The sequence below is a fragment of the Sideroxydans sp. genome, assembly GCF_054604835.1.
The window spans coordinates 47,280-67,434 of the sequence record NZ_JBTSFG010000005.1 but is presented as its reverse complement, the minus strand read 5'-3'; the positions used below and the strand labels follow the sequence as shown (position 1 = coordinate 67,434).

At 59.8% G+C, this 20,155-nt stretch carries 23 protein-coding genes; 6 read left to right on the top strand and 17 right to left on the bottom strand.

The features are described from left to right. Positions 1-10: 10 nt before the first annotated feature. From cysG to dsrA, 15 genes are all read right to left on the bottom strand, one after another. Complete coding sequence (gene cysG / locus ACYCZ5_RS09300; RefSeq protein ID WP_461544525.1) at positions 11-1,390, bottom strand: siroheme synthase CysG; 1,380 nt, start codon at positions 1,388-1,390, stop codon at positions 11-13. Next, positions 1,391-1,990, bottom strand: coding sequence for a DUF4202 domain-containing protein (locus tag ACYCZ5_RS09295; protein WP_461544524.1), 600 nt, complete (start codon positions 1,988-1,990; stop codon positions 1,391-1,393). It abuts the gene before it with no gap. Continuing rightward, the gene (locus ACYCZ5_RS09290) at positions 1,987-3,393 is read right to left on the bottom strand and encodes a cobyrinate a,c-diamide synthase (protein ID WP_461544523.1); all 1,407 of its coding nucleotides are present in this window, start codon (positions 3,391-3,393) and stop codon (positions 1,987-1,989) included. The genes ACYCZ5_RS09295 and ACYCZ5_RS09290 overlap by 4 nt, the downstream gene beginning before the upstream one ends. Before the next feature lie 19 nt (positions 3,394-3,412). Continuing rightward, a complete protein-coding gene (gene nrfD / locus ACYCZ5_RS09285) occupies positions 3,413-4,603 on the bottom strand; it encodes an NrfD/PsrC family molybdoenzyme membrane anchor subunit (protein WP_461544522.1) in 1,191 nt (396 codons plus the stop codon). Positions 4,604-4,605: 2 nt separating this feature from the next. Then, entirely contained in the window at positions 4,606-5,322 is a 717-nt protein-coding gene (gene dsrO, locus ACYCZ5_RS09280; RefSeq protein WP_461544521.1) for a sulfate reduction electron transfer complex DsrMKJOP subunit DsrO, read from the bottom strand. Beyond that, positions 5,319-5,690 carry a hypothetical protein gene (locus ACYCZ5_RS09275; RefSeq protein WP_461544520.1) on the bottom strand — a complete coding sequence of 124 codons (372 nt, stop codon included), beginning with the start codon at positions 5,688-5,690 and terminating at the stop codon, positions 5,319-5,321. Before ACYCZ5_RS09275 ends, dsrO begins: the two co-directional genes overlap by 4 nt. Continuing rightward, a complete protein-coding gene (locus tag ACYCZ5_RS09270; RefSeq protein WP_461544519.1) occupies positions 5,690-7,660 on the bottom strand; it encodes an NAD(P)-binding protein in 1,971 nt (656 codons plus the stop codon). The genes ACYCZ5_RS09275 and ACYCZ5_RS09270 overlap by 1 nt, the downstream gene beginning before the upstream one ends. Positions 7,661-7,681: 21 nt before the next feature. After that, on the bottom strand, positions 7,682-9,211 hold the full coding sequence (gene dsrK / locus ACYCZ5_RS09265; RefSeq protein WP_461544518.1) for a sulfate reduction electron transfer complex DsrMKJOP subunit DsrK: 1,530 nt from the start codon (positions 9,209-9,211) through the stop codon (positions 7,682-7,684). Between the two features lies 1 nt (position 9,212). Beyond that, on the bottom strand, positions 9,213-9,938 hold the full coding sequence (locus tag ACYCZ5_RS09260) for a respiratory nitrate reductase subunit gamma (RefSeq protein ID WP_461544517.1): 726 nt from the start codon (positions 9,936-9,938) through the stop codon (positions 9,213-9,215). A 26-nt stretch (positions 9,939-9,964) separates the two neighbouring features. Continuing rightward, a complete protein-coding gene (locus ACYCZ5_RS09255) occupies positions 9,965-10,300 on the bottom strand; it encodes a TusE/DsrC/DsvC family sulfur relay protein (protein WP_461544516.1) in 336 nt (111 codons plus the stop codon). A 102-nt stretch (positions 10,301-10,402) separates the two neighbouring features. After that, positions 10,403-10,702 (bottom strand): sulfurtransferase complex subunit TusB, encoded by a 300-nt coding sequence (tusB, locus tag ACYCZ5_RS09250; protein ID WP_461544515.1) that lies wholly within the window; start codon positions 10,700-10,702, stop codon positions 10,403-10,405. A gap of 10 nt (positions 10,703-10,712) precedes the next feature. Next, positions 10,713-11,078 carry a sulfurtransferase complex subunit TusC gene (gene tusC, locus ACYCZ5_RS09245; RefSeq protein WP_461544514.1) on the bottom strand — a complete coding sequence of 122 codons (366 nt, stop codon included), beginning with the start codon at positions 11,076-11,078 and terminating at the stop codon, positions 10,713-10,715. A gap of 10 nt (positions 11,079-11,088) precedes the next feature. Then, positions 11,089-11,448 carry a sulfurtransferase complex subunit TusD gene (gene tusD, locus ACYCZ5_RS09240; RefSeq protein WP_461544513.1) on the bottom strand — a complete coding sequence of 120 codons (360 nt, stop codon included), beginning with the start codon at positions 11,446-11,448 and terminating at the stop codon, positions 11,089-11,091. A 13-nt stretch (positions 11,449-11,461) separates the two neighbouring features. Next, a complete protein-coding gene (gene dsrB / locus ACYCZ5_RS09235) occupies positions 11,462-12,556 on the bottom strand; it encodes a dissimilatory-type sulfite reductase subunit beta (protein WP_461544512.1) in 1,095 nt (364 codons plus the stop codon). Between the two features lie 11 nt (positions 12,557-12,567). Next, on the bottom strand, positions 12,568-13,863 hold the full coding sequence (gene dsrA / locus ACYCZ5_RS09230) for a dissimilatory-type sulfite reductase subunit alpha (RefSeq protein WP_461544511.1): 1,296 nt from the start codon (positions 13,861-13,863) through the stop codon (positions 12,568-12,570). Positions 13,864-14,143: 280 nt separating this feature from the next. On the opposite strand from dsrA, the gene ACYCZ5_RS09225 reads away from it, so the two are divergent. From ACYCZ5_RS09225 to ACYCZ5_RS09200, 6 genes are all read left to right on the top strand, one after another. Further along, complete coding sequence (locus ACYCZ5_RS09225) at positions 14,144-14,359, top strand: DUF6967 family protein (protein WP_461544510.1); 216 nt, start codon at positions 14,144-14,146, stop codon at positions 14,357-14,359. After that, complete coding sequence (cas6, locus tag ACYCZ5_RS09220; RefSeq protein ID WP_461544509.1) at positions 14,356-14,943, top strand: type I-MYXAN CRISPR-associated protein Cas6/Cmx6; 588 nt, start codon at positions 14,356-14,358, stop codon at positions 14,941-14,943. Before ACYCZ5_RS09225 ends, cas6 begins: the two co-directional genes overlap by 4 nt. Before the next feature lie 108 nt (positions 14,944-15,051). Continuing rightward, positions 15,052-15,381, top strand: coding sequence for a TusE/DsrC/DsvC family sulfur relay protein (locus ACYCZ5_RS09215; protein ID WP_461544508.1), 330 nt, complete (start codon positions 15,052-15,054; stop codon positions 15,379-15,381). Between the two features lie 13 nt (positions 15,382-15,394). Continuing rightward, positions 15,395-15,877: a sulfurtransferase TusA family protein gene (locus ACYCZ5_RS09210; protein WP_461544507.1), complete on the top strand. Its 483-nt coding sequence runs from the start codon at positions 15,395-15,397 to the stop codon at positions 15,875-15,877. Next, complete coding sequence (locus ACYCZ5_RS09205; protein ID WP_461544506.1) at positions 15,852-16,487, top strand: hypothetical protein; 636 nt, start codon at positions 15,852-15,854, stop codon at positions 16,485-16,487. The genes ACYCZ5_RS09210 and ACYCZ5_RS09205 overlap by 26 nt, the downstream gene beginning before the upstream one ends. Then, positions 16,488-17,360 (top strand): TauD/TfdA family dioxygenase, encoded by an 873-nt coding sequence (locus ACYCZ5_RS09200; RefSeq protein WP_461544505.1) that lies wholly within the window; start codon positions 16,488-16,490, stop codon positions 17,358-17,360. It begins immediately after the preceding gene. A 95-nt stretch (positions 17,361-17,455) separates the two neighbouring features. On the opposite strand, the gene ACYCZ5_RS09195 is transcribed toward ACYCZ5_RS09200, so the two are convergent. Together ACYCZ5_RS09195 and htpG are read right to left on the bottom strand one after the other, a co-directional pair. Next, complete coding sequence (locus ACYCZ5_RS09195) at positions 17,456-18,124, bottom strand: twin-arginine translocation signal domain-containing protein (RefSeq protein WP_461544504.1); 669 nt, start codon at positions 18,122-18,124, stop codon at positions 17,456-17,458. 129 nt (positions 18,125-18,253) lie between these two features. Further along, complete coding sequence (gene htpG / locus ACYCZ5_RS09190; RefSeq protein WP_461544503.1) at positions 18,254-20,155, bottom strand: molecular chaperone HtpG; 1,902 nt, start codon at positions 20,153-20,155, stop codon at positions 18,254-18,256.

Here is a 20,155-nt window from a genome sequence, read left to right as displayed (position 1 = left end):
CGAAGCGAATCTAGTTCTGTTGCGGATGGAACCATGCCAGTTTCTCGCGCAGGGTGACCACCCCGCCGACGATGATGAGGGTTGGCGCTTGGGGCTTCTCGCGCTCGGCTATGCCGGGCAGCGTCGCCAGCGTGCCGGTGAAAACGCGCTGCGTGGGCTGCGTGCCGTGCTGCACGATGGCGATGGGTGTCATGTCCGGCATTCCATGTTCGATCAGCTTGCTGCATAGCTCGACCAAACCGTGCAAGCCCATGTACACCACCACGGTCTGGCGCGGACGGGCCAGTTGCTCCCAGTCCAGGTTCATCGAACCGTCCTTCAGGTGGCCAGTGACGAACAGGCAGGATTGGGCATGGTCTCTATGGGTCAGCGGGATGCCCGCGTAGGACGCGACGCCTGCCGCCGCCGTGATGCCGGGCACGACCTGGAACGGGATACCTTCCGCCGCCAGCGTCTCGATCTCCTCGCCGCCGCGACCGAAGATGAACGGGTCGCCGCCCTTGAGGCGCAGCACGCGCTTGCCTTCCTTGGCCAGGCGCACCAGCAGCAGGTTGATCTCTTCCTGCGGCAAAGCATGGTCGGCACGGCGTTTGCCAACATAGATTCGATCAGCATCGCGGCGCGTCATGTCCACGATGGGCTTGGACACCAGCGCGTCGTACACCACCACATCGGCCTTCTGCATCAGACGCAGTGCGCGGAATGTGAGCAGATCGGGATCGCCGGGGCCCGCACCGACCAGATACACCTCGCCGCGCACGATGTTGTCCTCGTCGGCCAGCATCTGCTGCAGCATGGCCTCGGCGCTCGCCTCGTCGCCGGTCAGCACCTTCTCCGCGACCACGCCGTCGAACACGTTCTCCCAGAAGATGCGTCGCTTGGCCGGGTTGGTCACGCGCTGTTTCACTTCTTCACGGAAGCGTTCGGCGAAACCGGCCAGATTGCTGTAGTTCTGCGGGATGACGGTCTCCAGTTTGCCGCGCATCATGCGCGTCAGCACCGGCGATGCACCGCCGCTGGAGAACGCCACCATCAGCGGCGAACGGTCCATTATGGCCGGCATGATGAAGCTGCACAGCTCGGGATCGTCCACCACGTTGACCGGGATGTTGCGCGCTTGCGCCAGCTCGGACACCTGCTTGTTCACGACACGGTCATTGGTGGCGGCGATGATCAACGCGACACCATCCAAGTGCTGTGGCTCAAAACGGGCGAGAATCGCCTCGACATTTGCTTGCGCCTTCAACTCTTCATCGATCTCGGGCGCCACCACGCGCACCTTGGCACCGGCTTCGAGCAGCACACCCGCCTTGCGTGCGCCGACCACACCACCGCCGACCACCAGACACAGGCGACCATCGATCTTCTGGAATACGGGCAGGTAATCCATTTACTGGATCGCCTTCAGGATCAGCGGCACCAGAGCCTCGGGAAGTTTGATCTTGCCGGCCAGAGCGAACTCATGCGCGCTGTCGGACATCTTGTCCCAGGTCTTCTTGATGATGAGTATCCACTTGGCTTCGTCGTAGTCCGGCTTCATCTCGGCGAAGTGCAGCATGTAGTGTTCGATGAAGCACAGGTCGACCACGTCTTCCATCAACTGCGTCTCGGGATTGCTCTTCAGGTCCTTCTTGCCGACGATGGTCTTCACGCGCGCGATCATCTCGTCGTCGTAGCCGACTTCCTTCATCAGACTACCTGCGGTCTCGGCGTGGAACTTGTACAGGTTGGTGCGCCACAGCATGTAACCCTTCTTGTCCATCGGGTAGTCGCTGCGCGGGCTCTTCCAGCGCTGGATGTGCTGCGCGCGGCAGGCCAGTTTCACGGCTTCCGATGTATCGGGCGCGAAACGTTCCTGCATATCGGTCATACGCTGCGCATACAACAGTTCCTTGGGATAAGTCTTGCCCTCGAACACTTCCAGATTGGGGTCCTCGGAATTGGCTTTGTCGAATGCCGCGATAGCGGCCTGATACAGGCTTGCGTTCATAGTGCGTTCTCTTTCATTGATGTTGATTCGAGCGCCTGCCCCTTGCAGCGCCGGATGAAACCGACGAAGCGGGTGGCCCAGTAGCAGCTGCCGATGGTGCGCAGATGCGTGTAGGAGGCCAGCAGGTTGTTGACGATGATGCCGTCGCGCTCCCCGTTGATGCCGTAACCTCGCGCCACATGGTAAGCGAAGCGACTGTCGGGCGGAAGGTTCTCCAGACTCGAATAGTGAAACTCGTGTGCCTTGATCTGTTTGGCCGGTGCATCAGGGCGCGGCCAGGGATGTTCCGCGTCTTCCTGCAGATGCACATAGCCGCGACCGATGGGCTTGGCATGCATCTTCACGTCACCGGGGATGGCGCCGACCATGTCGAAACTGCGGCCTTCGTAGGCGATGCTGCGCGACAGGTACATCAGCCCGCCGCACTCGGCATAAGCCGGCATACCGCCGGCGATGGCCTGCCGGATCTCGCCGCGCAGAGCCGTGTTCGCTTCCAGTTCGGCGGCGCAGGTCTCGGGGAATCCGCCGCCGATATACAAGCCGTCCACCTCGGGCAGATGTGCGTCGCGCAATGCATCGAACGGCACCAACTCGGCACCCGCCGCAGCCAGCGCATCGAGGTCGTCGGCGTAGTAGAAACCGAAGGCGCGGTCGCGCGCGATGGCTATGCGCACCTTGTCGCCGCAGGGCAAGGCACTCACCAGCGCCTTGTGCGGAACGGGTAACGGCTCTTTTTTGGTCAACGCCAGCAACTTGTCCAGATCGACCTGCTCGGCGATGGCTTCGCCGATCTGTTTGATCTTGGCATTGGCCACATGCGATTCGTTGCTGGGCATCAGGCCCAGATGACGCTCGACGATGGACAGGCGTTCATCATGCTGGATGGCACCGATCACAGGCACGTCGGTGTAATGCTCGATGACCTCGCGCAGCTTGGATTCGTGACGCTTGCCGCCCAGATTGTTGAGGATGACACCGGCGATGTTGATGTCCTTGTCGAACGCCTGATAACCGAGGATCAGCGGTGCGATACCGCGCGTCATGCCGCGCGCGTCAATCACCAGTATCACCGGTAGATCAAGCAACTTGGCCAGCGCGGCATTGCTGTTGCTGCCGTCCAGCGCCAGACCGTCGTAAAGACCCTTGTTGCCTTCGACCAGATTCACCTCGGACGCATGGCGCGCGAAGGTGGCGACCACATCGTCGTTCTCCATCAGGTACAGATCGAGGTTGCGGCAAGAATGACCGGCGGCCTGGCCCAGCCACATCGGGTCGATATAGTCCGGCCCTTTCTTGAACGGCTGCACGGCATGGCCGCGCGCGGCGAGCGCCGCGCACAGGCCAATACTGACCATAGTCTTGCCGGAGGATTTGTGTGCTGCCGAGATCAGCATACGGTTCATGGCAGCCTTTCCTGCAGGATCAGTCCGCGATGTACGGCTTGTCCTGCGGCATGAAGTTCAGCACACGTACGCTGACGGTGGTGATGAGGAAGGCGATAGCCAAACCACCGAGACCGAGCAGCATCTCGTAGATGGAGGGACTGTAGGCGGCGATCTGTCCGTCGGCGAAGGTGCTGGTCACTTCATAACCGGGGAACAGGTTGAGCGGCCAGGCTTGTCCTCCGATGATGAACACGTACAGCAGCGCGAACCCGCCAAGGATGATCAGCAAGGCCGCCAGCGCCGCCCAGCGGTCACGCCGGATACCCGGTGTGTACAGCAAGGCCAGTGGCACGATGTTGCCGAGCAACACGTAACCCCACCAGAACAGCGACGGATAGATACCGCCGTCCATCAGGATGAAGCGCTCGAATCCCTGTTGTTGCGAGAAATAGGCGTTGGTCAGGTGGTAGGTGGCGACCATGTACAGCGAACCGAGCACGAACACACCGAGCAGATGTTTCTTGCGCTGCAGGATGGCGGAATCGATGACCTTCTCATTCCACATGTAGATGCTGGTCTGCACCAGATGGAACACCGCCATGCCCCATGCGAACGACAACACGATGAACATCGGTGGCAGCAGCGCAGAACCATAGGCCTGGCGCGCGGTCAGGAAGGCGAAGATCAGGCCGGTGCCGGTGGTCAGCACAAAGCGCCACACGAACACACCGATACCCGCAGCCTTGTTGTACGGATTCATGCGGCGTTCCATCATGGTCCACAGATAGACCACCACCAGACCCACCATGCCGGAATACAGCAGCACGTTCCAAGCGAACACAGAGGTCAGGTTGTAATTGGTTGCGGCGACGATGATGCGGTCGGGACGACCGAGGTCCAGCATCAGCACGGTCAGGCCACCCACCAGCATGGCGATGGACAGCAGGCTGGCCAGTGGCGCGCGCGCTTTATAGATGGCTTTACCGAACACGGAGCCGATGGATGCGACGTTCAGCACGCCGGAAGCGGCCACAATCAGGAAGATGGCGAACACATGCGGCATGCCCCATACGATCTGGTTGTTCATGCCGGTGATGATGTGGCCGTGATGCTCCATCAGATGCACGGCATACATGCCAGCCGCGACGACCAGACCGCCGATGGCGAGCAACAGCCAGTACAGGCGGTTCTTGAAGTGCAGGGATTCTAGGGTGGGTGTAGAAGACATGGTCAAATTCCCTGGTAACGGACGCCGGGGTTCAGACGCAGATCGGCACGCACCTGCACCGATGCCACGCTGCGCACCTTTTGGGCGATCTCACTGTTCTCATCGTTCAGATCGCCGAACACGATCGCCTTGTTCGGGCAGGCTTCCGAGCAGGCCGGCTTGCCACCCACATCGATACGGTGCACACATAGCGTGCAACTCTCGACGGTGCCCTTGCCGCGCGGCACATCCGGATTCTGGTCGGTCAACGCTTCGTGCACGAAGGAACGCGCCTTGTACGGACAGGCCATCATGCAATAACGGCAGCCGATGCAGCGGTGTTTGTCCACAAGCACGATGCCGTCGGCGCGCTTCATGGAAGCGTTGGTCGGGCACACGTCCACACAGGGTGGATTCTCGCAGTGCTGGCACATCATCGGCAGCGAGATCTCGCGTCCCGTGCTGATGTCCTTGATGTCGATCTTGCGTATCCATTGCGAGTCGGTGGACTTGGTCTCGCCGGACAACCCGTTCTCGCGGTTGCAAGCGGTGACGCAATCGTTGCAGCCGGGTTTGCACTGATTGGTGTCGATCAGCATGCCCCAGCGGACCTTGCTGCTGGCACCCTCGCTCTTGGCCTGCGCGACCGAGTACAACAGCATGCCCGGCGCGATCGCGACAGCCGCCGCGCCGACCGAGGTCTTGAGGAAGTTACGACGATCCATATCCATGTCGCTCATTTGGCGTTCCTCTGTTGCAACCACGCACTCTTGCGTGTGCCGGAATGACACTCGAAGCAATCCAGCTTGACCGCTTCATACTTGTGACAACCGACGCAGAAGCTGTCGGCACGCGCGGTCACGCTGTCATCCTTGGTGCTGGCATGACACTCGATGCAGGTCTTCAGACTGTGCTTCTCGTCACGGATGCCAAGACGCAAAGCATCGTCGCGCCCGTGCTTGAGCAGGTGCATGTGGTTCTTGCGCATCCACTGCGTATCTTCCACGCACTGTCCACCCTTGCCGATATCCAGCTTGGGCGATGCCGCCTCACCGGCCCAGGCCAGTGAGACACACAAAGTCAGCAACAGGGATACAAGCAGCTTCATCACTCACCCAAGCCCATCTGGATGTAACCGGTCGGACACACGTCGGCACAGATGTGACAGCCGATGCACTTGTCGTAGTCGGTCGCGACGTAGCGGCCCAGCGTCGATTCGCTCTTCTTGACGCGGTAGACCGCGGTCTGCGGGCAATACACCACACAGTTGTCGCACTCGAAGCACATACCGCAACTCATGCAGCGCTTGGCTTCAGCCACGGCATCTGTTTCAGCCAGCGGGTTCAGACGCTCTTCGAAGTTACCCAGCGCTGTCTGCTCGTCCAGCGTGATGATGTGGCGCTGCTTGCGCGGTGTGAAACCGAAGTGACCGAGGAACAGTTTGTCATGCGGAATGATGTAACGGTCCGAACGGTTGTCGAAGTTGTGCACGGCGACGTTGGTGTCGCAGGTGCCACGCAGTGGCTCGGTCGCTTCCTTGATCTCAAGCCCCTTCTCCGCCATCTTGCGCATCAGGTCGAACTGGTGCGCGTCGATCTTGGGACGCTTCTCCAGATCGATGCCCAGCAGGAAGTTGTGGATGCCGTCGGCAGCGATGGAGCCGTGGCCGATGGCCGTGGTCAACAGGTGCGGACGGATCACGTCACCGCCTGCGAACACGCCAGGCTTGCCGTTGACCACATAGTTACGGTCGGTGGAGACCGCGCCCTTGCCGTTGTTGAATTCTTCCAGACCGGTGAAGTCCACCGCCTGTCCGATGGCGGACACGATCAGGTCGGCTTCGAGGTCCTGCTCGCTGCCTTCAACATTTTTGATCTCCAGCTTGCCGCCGACGAACTTGGCCTCGCACTGCATCACGCGCAGCGCGGTGGCACGACCGTTCGCATCGCGCACGACACCGATAGGCACCAGACCGCCCTTGATGGCGATGCCTTCAGCCAGCGCCTGCTCGATCTCGTGTTTGTTGGCCTGCATCTTGTCGATGGGGAACACGGAGGTCAGCGTGACCATCGCGCCTTCCTTGGCGGAGATCTCGGCGACGTCGTGTGCCAGCTGACCGGTGATGGCCAGCTCGGTGTCGGTCGGGTTAGCCTGGCTGATGTGACCCAGACGACGGGCGACGGTCGCCACGTCGATGGAGGTGTCACCACCGCCGACCACCACCACGCGCTTGCCGACGTGCTGCAGACGGCCGTCGTTGAACGCCTTCAGGAAGGCGGTCGCCGTGACCACGTTCGGTGCATCGGAATCTGCGATAGGCAAAGCACGACCGGCTTGTGCGCCCATCCCCAGGAACACTGCATCGAACTCCTTGCGGATCTGCTCCAGTGTGATGTCCTTGCCGACGTGGCATTTCATGCGGGTCTTCACACCCAGGTCGATGATGCGCTGGATCTCTGCGTCCAGCACGTCGCGCGGGGTACGGAAACCTGGGATGCCGTAACGCATCATGCCGCCGAGGAACTCGTGGTCGTCGAAGATGGTGACTGCATGGCCCTTCAGCGTGAGCTGATAGGCGACCGACAGACCAGCAGGGCCGCCGCCCAATACGGCGACTTTCTTGCCGCTGGAAGCGACGTCCGGCTTGTTGAACTTCAGCTTGTTCGCGATGGCGTATTCGCCGAGGAAGTGCTCCACCGAGTTGATGCCGACGTGGTCTTCCACTTCGTTGCGGTTGCAACCGGATTCGCAAGGTGCCGGGCAGACACGCCCCATCACCGACGGGAACGGGTTGGCCTCAGTCAGGCGACGCCATGCATATTCCTGCCAAGGCATGACGGGCTTGCCGTCGGCGCCGTTCGGCACTTTCTCGGTGCCGCGCACGATGCCCAGGTAACCACGGATGTCCTCACCTGCCGGGCAGCTGCCCTGACACGGCGGCGTAGATTGGATATAGGTCGGGCACTTGTAGGAATGGCTGGCCTGAAAGATCTGCTGGTTCCAACGCTTCACTTTGTTGTCGCCGTCTTTGTAACGACGGAAGTTCAGAACTTGTGGGGTATCAATTGTTGCCGACATCGCTATGCCTCCAGATTGAAGTTACTTATCGCCCAAGATGATCGCGTTACTGACCAACTGGTGTACACCGCCCACCATCCTGCGGTCGAAACCGTAGACGGGCATGATCTTTGAAAATTGTGTCTTGCAGATGGCACAGATGGCCGCCATGTAATTCACACCGTGTTCTTCCACTGCCTGATTCAACACTTCCATGCGCGGCAAGGCCCCCTTCACGCGCAGTTCCATCAGGTCGTCGGTCAGCAGACCGCCACCGCCACCGCAGCAGAAGGTACGTTCATGGGTGGTGTTCGGATCCATCTCCACGAAGTTGTTGGCCACCGCTTTGATGATGTTGCGCGGGATCTCGAACTGTCCGCCCGGCAGGTCGCCCATGCGCGAACCGCGTGCCACGTTGCACGAGTCGTGCATGGTGATGACGAATTGGTCGTTCTTGGACTTGTCGAACTTCAGCGCGTCGCGCTGGATCAGATCCCAGGTGAACTCGCAGATATGGGTAGGCTGCTTGTAACGGTGATCGAGCTGTTTCTGCAGCATCTGTGCGAAGCGGTCGGTCTCGTCCGCACCGTCGCCCACGCCGCTCAGCGTATTCCAGAAACTGTACGCGACGCGCCAGGCATGGCCGCACTCGCCCACCACGATACGTTTCACGCCCAGTTCCAGCGCGGCCTCGCGGATGCGCAGCGCGATCTTGCGCAACTGCTCGTAGTTACCGATGAACATGCCGAAGTTGGCGCCCTCGGAAGCCATCGAGGACAGTGTCCAGCTGGTGCCTGATGCATGGAACACCTTGGCGTAGCCGATCAGGCCGTCGATGTGCGGCTCGGCGAAGAAGTCGGCGGACGGCGTGATCAGCAGCACTTCCGCGCCCTTCACGTCCACCGGGAATTTGATATCCAGACCGGTATCTTCCTTGACGTCCTCTTCCAGACCTTCCAGCGTGTCGACCAAAGCAGGCTCAGGCAGACCGAGGTTGTTACCGATCTTGTGTACTTTGGCGATGATCTCGTTGGAATACTTCTGACCCAAGCCAACCGAAGCAAGGACCTCGCGTGCGGCCATGGTGATCTCGGCAGTGTCGATACCGTATGGGCAGAACACCGAGCAGCGGCGGCATTCGGAACACTGGTGATAGTAGTTGTACCACTCATCAAGCACTTCACGGGTCAGGTCACGTGCACCAACCAGCCACGGAAAATACTTTCCGGCAAAAGTGAAGTAACGACGGTAGATGCTGCGCATCAGGTCCTGACGCGCGACCGGCATGTTCTTCGGGTCCTGCGTGCCGATGAAGTAATGGCACTTGTCGGAACATGCGCCGCAATGCACACAGGCGTCCATGTACACGCGCAGCGAGCGGAACTTGCCCAGCAGATCACCCATCTTGGCGATGGCCTTGTCGTGCCAGTCGTCCACCAGTTGACCGGGGAATCCCAGCGCTTCCTGGTGCTTGTCGTTGGCGATGAATGGACCCTTGCCTTCCATCGCGCCCGGCTTCAGCGCGGGAATGATGGGTATGGTGCGATAGGCTGGTGCGGTGATGTCAGCCATCTTATTTCTCCGATTCCAACTTGCCGGCCCAGGCACTCAGATGACGATGCTCGCGCGGATTGTCGGTCTGATTGCGGGTGGGCGAAAAAAAGACTCCTGGTGCATGTAACAGCTTGCTTAGAGGGAAGAGCGCCAGGAGTGCGAAAACGAGGAACAGATGCAACAGCAGCAGACCGTCCGCCGGCAGGGTGCCGATATCGAAACTCAGCAGCCCGAGGAAATAGGTCTTCACGCCGACCACGTCGGTGTGCGAGACGAATTGCATCAGCAGGCCGGAGACCGCGATGACGATCAGCAACACCAGCCACAGATGGTCGGACGGCGTGGAGATATAACGGATGCGCTCGACGAACAGACGGCGTACCCACAGCCCGCACAGGCCCAGCAGCATGGTGATGCCTGCATAGATGCCGAACGGCTGGATGAATGCGACCCAACCCCAGACGGGATCGGTGAAATAGCGCAGATGGCGCAAGGTGACCAGCAACAGGCTGGCGTGGAACAACCATCCCATGGCCCAAGTCCACAGATTGGCTTTGAACAGACTTTCGAAAAACACCACTTCGCGCGTCAAGCGGAATACCACACCGGTCTTGGTGGTCGGCGCAGGAGTGGTTGGTATCTTCAGCGGCGCGGGCGTGCGCGCATAGAGACTGATACGGGAGAGCAACCCCACGACGAACAGCAACGTCGCGAGATAGAACAGGATTGCGAAGAGAACGCTCATCGTGTGGTCACCCTGCCGGATTCAGATCAAACGCAACCGGTAGGCTTTGGCAGACCGGCGATCTTGCATGCCTGCTTGCCTGGACCGTACGGGAACAGACCGTACAGGTACTCGCTGTTGCCCTTCTCGGCGCCCAGCTTCTTGCCGATTGCCTTGGTCAGCACGCGCACTGCAGGTGCGATTTGATACTCGTCGAAATACTCGCGCAGGAAGTTGATCACTTCCCAGTGCTGATCGGTCATCTCGATGCTCTCGGTCTTGGCGATGTAGTCTGCGACTTCCGCATTCCATTCACCCAGATTGACCAGATATCCTTCTTCGTCTGTTTCGTAGCTCTTGCCGCCGACTTCGATGCTAGCCATGTTGTATCTCCTTCTATGAATAATGGTTGCTGCTGACTACTCTTCCCTCATTCCGCGCTTCCCCTTGCAGGGAGGCAACGAACCGTATCGCAACGCGATTTGTTACAGCCAGGATTGGCAATTCTTGTTACTGACCGTCAATGCGACGAATCCCGCATAGTCGACCGGTGATACGCCCGCGAGCAGGCGATCGCCCAGACCGCGCGCTTCAAGGTCGGGCATCAGCACATGCACCTTGCAACGGCCCATGGCCGCGCTCAGCTTGGATTCAAAGGCACTGCCGGCAGTCGCGGCATACACCGCGTCTTCGATCAGCAGGACATCGCCGCCGTCGACCATGGTGTTCAGGCAGCTTTCCAGCGTGCCGCTGGTCAACGGGGATTTGTTCACGATATGTAACATGTTCTCCCCCTTAGAAACTCAGGACGACGTCTTGCTCGTCCATCAGTTTGCCCATCTCGGCACGGCTCAGCACGGTGACGCCGACGATGAAGTCGTCTTCGTTCAATCCGCGTGCTTCCATCGCTTCCTTTTCGACATACAGCTTCTCGACGTCGTAGTCTTCCAGCGCACGGTAGGTGGGCGAGAAGTTCTTGGTCTCGATGCCCTTGGTCTGCATGCCCTTCTTCAACTGGTAGACACCGTCGTCGAGGAAAGCCAGCGAGACATCCTGGTCGAAGGCGGCGGTGATCAGCACCACTTCCAGCGATTCCAGCGCGTAGATCGTGCCGTAAGGCGCCTTGCGGTTCACGAACATGAATTTCTTGTTGTCACTCATATCGTTCTCCTCAATCGCCGAAGGTGACCAGACGGTCGCACTTGATGCCGGACTCGACCAGTTGCCCCAGACCCGAGATGCGGAAGCCCTGCGCCAGGTTCTCTTCCTTGATGCCGCGACGCAATGCCGCCGCCACACACACCACCAAGTCGACCTTGTGGTCTTCCGCCAGTTTGGTCCAGCGGTTGACGATATTGCGGTCGTCCTGCGGCGGCTCGGTCAGACGCGAGGCGTTGTTCACGCCGTCGTGATAGAAGAACACACGCCACACTTCATGCCCTGCTGCGATGGCCGCTTTGGCGAACAGGTAAGCAGAATCGCTCGCCTGATGCTGGTACGGCCCTTCGTTGACTACGATCCCGAACTTCATTCAGTCACCTCGCTCAGAAACGGATATGTGCCGAAGCGTTCAGGTTGTAACGCGAACCGCGCCAGTCGTCGATCAGGTACTTGGTGAACGGCAGACCGGTCTTCTCGAAGAAACGCGGCCAGCCGATACGGTCGATCCAGTCGGCGATACGCTCCCAGGGACGCGCATCTTCCTTGTACACGGTGAGGATGTTCTTCACCACAGCACCGACTTCGGGCCAGCGCGGCGGATTGTTGGGCAGACCGGCAGCGACCATCTTCATGAAGGTGGGCTTGCCGCGCGCGTTGGAGTTCTTGCCGCCGACCCAGATGGCCAGCTTGGAGAATTCCGGATCATTGATCTGCATCGGCGGGCACGGGGGATAGCAAGCACCGCAGCACATACACTTGGCCTCGTCGATCTCCAGCGAAGGCTTGCCGTTGACCATGGCCGGGCGGATCGCCGCAACCGGGCAACGTGCCACCACAGTCGGACGTTCGCACACGTTGGCGACCAGATCATGGTTGATGACCGGCGGCTTGGTGTGCTGCACGATGATGGCCAGGTCGGCCTGACCGCCGCAGTTGATCTCGCAGCAGGACGTGGACAAGTGCACGCGGTTAGGCATCTCTTCGCGACGGAACTCTTCATACAGATCGTCCATCAGCGCCTTCACCACGCCGGAAGCGTCGGTGCCGGGGATGTCGCAATGCAGCCAACCCTGGGTGTGGGCGATCATGGTGACCGAGTTACCGGTACCACCGACCGGGAAGCCGTTCTTCTCCAGTTCGGCGATCAGCGGTGCAACCTTCTTCTCGTCCGACACGATATATTCGATGTTGGAGCGGATGGTGAAGCGCACGCGGCCTTCGGCGAAGTTGTCGGCGATGTCACACAGTTTGCGGATGGTATAGACGTCCATCTGACGCTGTGTACCGGCGCGCACGGACCATACTTCGTCGCCGCTGTGTGCCACGTGATGCAGCACGCCCGGACGTGGACGGTCGTGATAACGCCAGTTGCCATAGTTCTTCAGCAGCGTCGGGTGCAGATACTTGGTGTTCTCCGGAACACCGGTCTCCTTCGGCTTGCGCTTTGCTGCGGGTGCGGCTTGGACGGCTTGATTCATCTTCTATCTCCTCAGGCTGCTTGCTTCTTGGCGTTGATCTTGGCGACTTCGTCGTCCCAACCGTCGGTACGGACGTAGGGGTTCATGCGCGGCGAATTGATCATGGATGCATCAACATCGACTTCCAGAGCATCGAGGAAGTTGGTCAAACCGATACGCTCGATCATCTCGCCGGTGCGCTCGTGCTCCAGTGCGTTCTCGGCAAAGAAGTCGATGGTGCGCTGTGCGAAATCGACCAGCTTCTCCACTTCTTCTTCGGTTTCCAGCTTGATGAACGGCAGCACCACGGTACCCATCAGGCCGCCGATCTTCAGGTGGCTCTTGCCGCCGACCAGCACGGTTGCGCCCTTGTCCTTGCCCGGTGCCAAAGCGCCGGTCATGACGTTGATACAGTGCATGCAGCGTACGCAGTCCTGGTTGCTGATCTCGATGCCGTGGGTGTCGTTCACCGCCACAGTGGAGGTGTGCTCACCGGCCTTGATCTTGGACAGTTCCTTGACCTGGAAGGCCTTGGTCGGGCAACGTGCCACGACATCGTTCACCAGCTCATCCATGCCGTGCTTGGCGAACCAAGTCTTGGCCAGACCTTCGTCGGTGCGGATGTTGTCGCGCCAAGTGCCGATCACGGCCATGTCGGCGCGCTGCACGGAGTTCATACAGTCGTTCGGGCAACCCGAGAACTTGAATTTGAACTTGTATGGCAGAGAAGGACGATGGATGTCGTCAAGGAAGGTGTTCAGCACGGCGCGGTGCGCCTGTGCTTCGTTGTAGCAGGACTGCTCGCAACGGGCAGCACCCACACAAGACATGGAGGTGCGCACGGCAGGGCCGGCGCCGCCGAGGTCGAAGCCCATCTCATTGAACTCGTCGAAGGACTTTTGCACGTTCTCTGTGGTCGCGCCCTGGAACATGATGTCGCCGGACTGGCCGTGGAAAGCGATCAGACCGGAACCATGCTCTTCCCAGATGTCGCAGAACTTGCGCAGGGTGTCGGTATCGTAGTGCATGCCCGGAGGAGGCATGATGCGCAGGGTGTGGAACTCGGCTGCGTCAGGGAACTTAGGGGAACCGTCTGCGTTCTTCAGCTCGGTGAAACGCGGGATCACACCGCCACCGTAGCCGAACACGCCAACCGTGCCGCCCTTCCAGTAACCCTTCTTGGTCTTGTAGGATTCTTCCAGTTGACCCAGCAGGTCAACCACATAATCCTTGTCCTGAGCCAGGTGTTTCAGGCCAGTAACGAAACTGGGCCAAGGGCCGGACTCCAGTTGATCCAGGTTGGGCGTGTCATGCATCTTCTTGGCCATAATGTCTTTCCTTTCGATTTGCTGTGCCTCTGGCTTATGCAGTGCTCGGCAGGGTTGGTTGATCATGTCCGGGCTCTTCGTCCCGGTTTCTAATGGTTGAGCATATTACGAGGGTGCCCCCCTTCAAACCATCACCCTGAGCGGGTATGTTAGGTAACTCTAATGGGGGGTGCTTTTACCTTCCCCGGTAGTATTCCATTGCAGGGGGCATTGCGGCTAGACTCGCCCCATCGCCCGCTTCACCTAATTAAGGAGCGCGGGAAACCCACACAGGAAAGCCATGGCACATATCACTGTACTCGAACAGTTCACCGCGCCGATCGGCAAACAGCAGATCGAACTACAGCATGTCGATCATGACGAAGGCGGCTTGAACATGCTGCGCGTCCGCATCCGTGAAGGCAAGCGTTTCACCATATTCGACATCGACCCTGCCACGGCAGCCAAATGGGCGACCGTCATGCAGGACTGGGCCAACGCCCAGCAACAGGCATGAGCGCGATCGAGCTCAGCTTCGACCTGCACGGCGTAAGCATCCCCGCCGACTATCCCCATAAGCTTTGGGAAGCCTTGCTGCGCATCGCTCCCGCACTGTCCGAAAGTGTAGAAGTGGGCGTCATCCCCTTGCGCGGCCCGAACAACAACGGCGAACTGCTGCTGCCCAAACGGGCCAAGCTGGCACTGCGCCTGCCGCTGGCCATGCTGAACGCGGCGCAGACTCTGTCCGGACAGGAACTCCAGATCGGCACCGGCACGCTGCGCCTGGGCCAGGGCAAGACGCGCGAGATCCAGCCCTACTCCACCCTGCATGCACATCTGGTGGTCGGGCCCAGCGACGAAGCCGAGTTCATGGTGATGGTAGATGCCGCGCTGGCTGCATTGGAAGTCAGCTGCAAGCTGATCTGCGGCAGATACCACAGCTTGAATACCGACCGGCAAGCCATCAGCGGCTTCAGTCTGGTGATGCACGATCTGAAGCCGGAAGATTCCTTGCGTGTCCAGTATGCCGGCATGGGAACGGCACGCAATCTGGGGTGCGGCATCTTCGTGCCGTACAAGGTCATCTCCGGTCTGGAGTGAAGCAAAGATTCGGGCGTCCGCGAATCGGGCCAAGCCATGCATGATGGTTGGCAGTTTTCGCGGACATGTTTTGTAGTGGTTGTTTCTTAAAATATAAGGAGCTTGAAGATGGGATACGAAGTAGCTGGTAACGAACTTGCAACCGATGACGACGGCTTCCTGCTGGAGCCGGATTACAGCGAGGAAGTGGTAGGCGTGATCGCCGCTGCCGAAGGCATCGAGCTGACCCCGAAACACTGGGAGATCATCAACTACATGCGCGAGCAATATCGCGAAGAGGGACACACCCCGAACTTCCGCAACATGCTCAAGGGCGTGAACGAATTCTGGCCGGAAGCCGACAGCAAGGCGCTGTATGATCTGTTCCCCACCGGCCCGGCCAAGCAGGCCGCCAAGGTCGCAGGTCTGCCCCAGCCCTATGGTAAGGGCGGCTACTAAGGAGAGCATGGAAATGGATGACAACGTACATGTAGTGCTGGATATGAAGGGGCTGTCCTGCCCCAAGCCGCTGATCGGCGCAAAACGCATGGTGGACGAGTTGAACCCCGGCCAGGTGTTGCTGCTGATCTCCAACTGCCCCGGCACGCCGGACGATCTCTTCTCTTGGGCTGAACTGACCGGCAATTCGGTCATCAAGACCGAGAAGATGGATGGCGGTAGCACCGGCTATCACATCCAGAAAGGCGGCAAGAGCGCGAAACACCCGCATGCCAATGTCTCGCTGGATATCCGTGGCGCAGTGTGCCCCGGCCCCATCGTCGAGGCCAAGAAGCTGCTGAACGGCATGCAGACGAACGAAGTGCTCAAGCTGGTCAGCGATTGTCCGGGCGTGGCTTCGGACGTCGAAGGCTGGGCGGCGACCACCGGCATGACCGTGCTGGAGACCCTTGAAACTGCGGCAGGCGTGCATGAGTTCTACATCCGCAAGGGATAAGGCGCACGTCGCCATCCGCATCAAAAGCAACTGGTTCAAGGATGGCCGGGAGCGTACGCCGCAGGAGATCTCGGATGCGCTCGCCTTCACGCTCTGGCGTATCGCCGATGCCGCCTTGCGCCGCACGCGCAAGGACGACTTCGCCATTGAGGTCGGGCCGCAATACCTCGACTTCCTAGCCGAATATCTGGTGTTCCTCATCCTCGTCGCGGATCGCCTCGCCTATCGCAAACTTTCCGCAGAAGACCGGCAGATATTCACCGGCAATCTGGCGAATCGCACGGGTGAGACCTATGCCGAGAACCGCAGCCGCTTGCTGGAGAGCGATCAGAAGACCTGCAAGCAGGACTTCATCGAACTTCTCAACCGACGTGCCGGTGAGTATGCGGATTTCGACTACGACGAGAACGGCCCCGACTACGGGTTCTATCGCTATCTCGCCTGGTGCATCAGCCAGATCCTGAGCGAAGAAGACGCCAAGTGGATCATCGACCCGATGATCAGCTTCGAAGCACCGGATTCCGTGAAGCTGGTAGAAAAGACGCTACGCGGTCTGTGGGAAGAGGAACCCCGCCCGGCCCGCCGCCGCAGTGGCGCCAGCGGGGACTGAATGAGCAGCCCCTTCGACCTCGCCGATGACGACAGCTACCAGCGCTGGCGCGACGCCAAGCTGGCCGGCGCTCCGCGTACTGCGGCAGACCTCATCGTCGAAGTGAAAGACCCGCGCGCCCTCAGCGCAAGCGAACGCGAAGCACTGGCTACACGCATCAAAAACTGCAATATGGCCATCTACGCCAGCCCCATGCTGGAAGAAGACAGCGACATCCTGCGCAAGCTGGGCACGCAATTCGGCCTGAACCAGTTGGATGCCAACTGGCTGGCCGGTGAGGATGGCGTGTCATCCATCCGCGTGTTCGACGGTGGCACGCGCAAGCACTACATCCCCTACACCGACAAACCCATCAAGTGGCACACCGACGGCTACTACAACCCGCCGGAAAGGCAGATACGCGCCATGGTGCTGCACTGCGTGCGCGATGCGCTCAGCGGCGGCGAGAATAGATTAATGGATCACGAGTTGTGCTACCTGCTGCTGCGCGAGCAAGACCCGGCGCACATCAAAGCATTGATGCAACCGGACGTGATGACCATCCCCGAACGTGTGGACGAGAACGACGGCGTGCGTCCCGCCCAGAGCGGCCCGGTCTTTTCAATGGATGCAGACGGCAACCTGCACATGCGCTACACCGCCCGCACCCGCAGCATCGAATGGAAAGACGACGACGCCACCAAGGCAGCTGTCGCCGCACTGGAAGCCCTGCTCGCCTCCGACGTCCCGCAAGTATTCAAAACTACCCTGCAGCCCGGCATGGGCCTGCTCTGCAACAACGTCCTGCACGACCGTAGCGCCTTCACCGACGATGCGCAAAACCCGCGGTTGCTGTATCGGGCAAGGTATCTGGATCGGATTGCGCTCGACTGAGCAGGCGTCTGACGCAATGCCCGTTTGCCCTTCGACTTGCTCAGGAGAGCGTTATTTCGCCCACCTAGAGTACGGAGGCAATCACCCGAACCGGATCAATACTCAGTCAAACCCAGCCCATAGAACGGCGGCCGTCGCCGGTTCAACCATTCGAGCATGATCAGTTCGTCGTCGGTATGGTTGGCGACCTTGGCTTTCGCCATGGAGGGCATGCCCGTATCGTGATGGATGTAGATGGGGTGGTCGTGATGCTGGGTCTTGATATGCTCTACCCGTCCGGGTTCCGCAGTCGGCTCGACCTCGGCGGTACCGTAGCAGAGACAGAAATACACTTTCTTCGGCTCAGCCTCGATATAGCATGCGGTGCCACGGATGCCGATGGCAGCAGTGGGCACTACTAGCCGCTTTTCGCCGCGCTCGAACACCGAGAGTATCCGGCCGCTGACGACGCGGAAGAATTCCTTAGCCGCATCCTTGCCGAAATGCACCACGCTGTTGCTGCGTTGCAAAAAGGCATTACCGTCTATGACATAGATGGCTTCACCGTTCGCGCCGGTGGTGACCTTATCCCCCGGCAACACAGGTTGTCCCTCACGGGCCAGTTTGCCGTTGATGCGGACCTCGCCCTTGATCTTGTGCATGCCCTGTATGACCGGATAGTTCCCGGCAGCGAGTGCATCGCGGATCAGGCCGGGGATGCCCGCACCGGCCAGCAGCCCCAACGCAGTCAGTTGTTTAAGCAAGCGGCGGCGCGATCTATTCATCTCGAACACTCCCATTGCATGGTAAGCAAGATTGTTGCTTGAGATGTTAGAACAAAACCGAGGCAGCTTCGCAAATAAAAACGGGCATCCTCAGATGCCCGTTTTGTGTGATACGTAACGACCTGACGCTTACTTGCCCATCTCCAGCATCAACTGGTTGACGCGTTTGACGAAGCTGGCCGGGTCATCGAGCTGGCCGCCTTCGGCAAGCAGGGCTTGGTCGAACAGCACGGCAGCCCAGTCATCGAAGCGCTGTTCCTCGCCCTTGAGGCGCAACACCACCGGATGGGTGGGATTGATCTCGAGGATGGGTTGGGACAGCGGCGCGTTCTGGCCGGCGGCTTTCAGCATGCGCGCGAGGTTGGCGCTCATGTCGTTGTCGTCGGCGACCAGACAGGCTGGGCTGTCGGTGAGGCGGTGTGTGACGCGCACTTCCTTGACCTTGTCGGCCAGACTACTCTTGATCTTGTCGAGCAGCGGCTTGAGTTCGTCGGCCTGCTTCTCCTGTTCCTGCTTCTCGGCGGCGTCTTCCAGTGCGCCGAGGTCGAGACCGCCCTTGGCGACGGAGGCCAGCTGCTTGCCTTCGAACTCGGTGAGGTAGCTCAGCGCCCATTCGTCCACGCGGTCGGACAGCAGCAGCACTTCGATGCCTTTCTTGCGGAACACTTCAAGGTGCGGGCTGTTCTTGGCGGCGTTGAAGGTCTCGGCGGTGACGTAGTAGATCTTGTCCTGGCCGTCCTTCATGCGGGCGATGTAGTCCTTGAGCGAGACGGTCTCTTCATTGGTATCCGCCTTGGTGGAAGCGAAGCGCAGCAGGCCGGCGATCTTGTCCTTGTTGCCCATGTCTTCGCCCACGCCTTCTTTCAGCACCTTGCCGAATTCGCCCCAGAAGGTTGCGTATTTCTCCTGCTCCTTCTCGGCCATGTCGGCCAGCAGTGCCAGCACCTTGCTGGTGCAGCCCTTGCGGATGGCTTCAATGTCCTTGGACTCTTGCAGGATCTCACGCGAGACGTTGAGCGGCAGATCGGCGGAATCCACCACACCGCGCACGAAGCGCAGATAGAGCGGCATCAGTTGTTCGGCGTCGTCCATGATGAACACGCGGCGCACGTAGAGCTTGATGCCGTGGCGCGCGTTGCGGTCCCACAGGTCGAACGGTGCGTGCTTGGGGATGTACAGCAGTTGCGTGTATTCCTGGCGGCCTTCGACCTTGGCGTGGCTCCACGCCAGCGGGTCGTCGTAGTCATGGCCGACGTGTTTGTAGAACTCCTGATACTGTTCTTCACTGATGTCGTTCTTGGATCGCGTCCACAGCGCGGTAGCCTGGTTGACGGTCTCATCCTCGTCCAACGTTTCGTACTTGCCGTCCTTCCATTCCTCTTTCTGCATCCGGATGGGCTGTACGATATGGTTGGAATACTTCTTGATGATCTCGCGCAGTTTGTAACCGGCCAGCAGGTCGTCCTGATCTGCGCGCAGGTGCAGGGTGATCTCGGTGCCGCGTGTCGCCTTCTCCACCATCTCGATGTCGAACTCGCCGCCGCCGTCGGATTCCCAGCGCACGCCCTGATCGGCGTTCTCGCCCGCGCGGCGGGTGACCACGGTCACCTTGTCGGCCACAATGAAGGCGGAATAGAAACCCACGCCGAACTGGCCGATCAGGTTGGCGTCCTTCTGCTGGTCGCCGGAGAGTTTGCCGAAGAATTCGCGTGTGCCGGATTTGGCGATGGTACCGAGGTTGTTGATGACGTCGTCGCGGTTCATGCCGATGCCGTTGTCGCTGATGGTCAGCGTGCGTGCTTCCTTGTCATAGCCAATGCGGATGGCCAGTTCGGAATCGTTCTCGAACAAGGCATCGTTGTGCAAGCCCTCGAAGCGCAGCTTGTCGCAGGCGTCGGAAGCGTTGGAGACCAGTTCGCGCAGGAAAATCTCGCGGTTGGAATACAGGGAATGGATCATCAGCTGCAGAAGCTGCTTGACTTCGGTTTGGAAGCCCATTGTTTCGCGGTTGACGGTCGTGCTGTCAGTCAT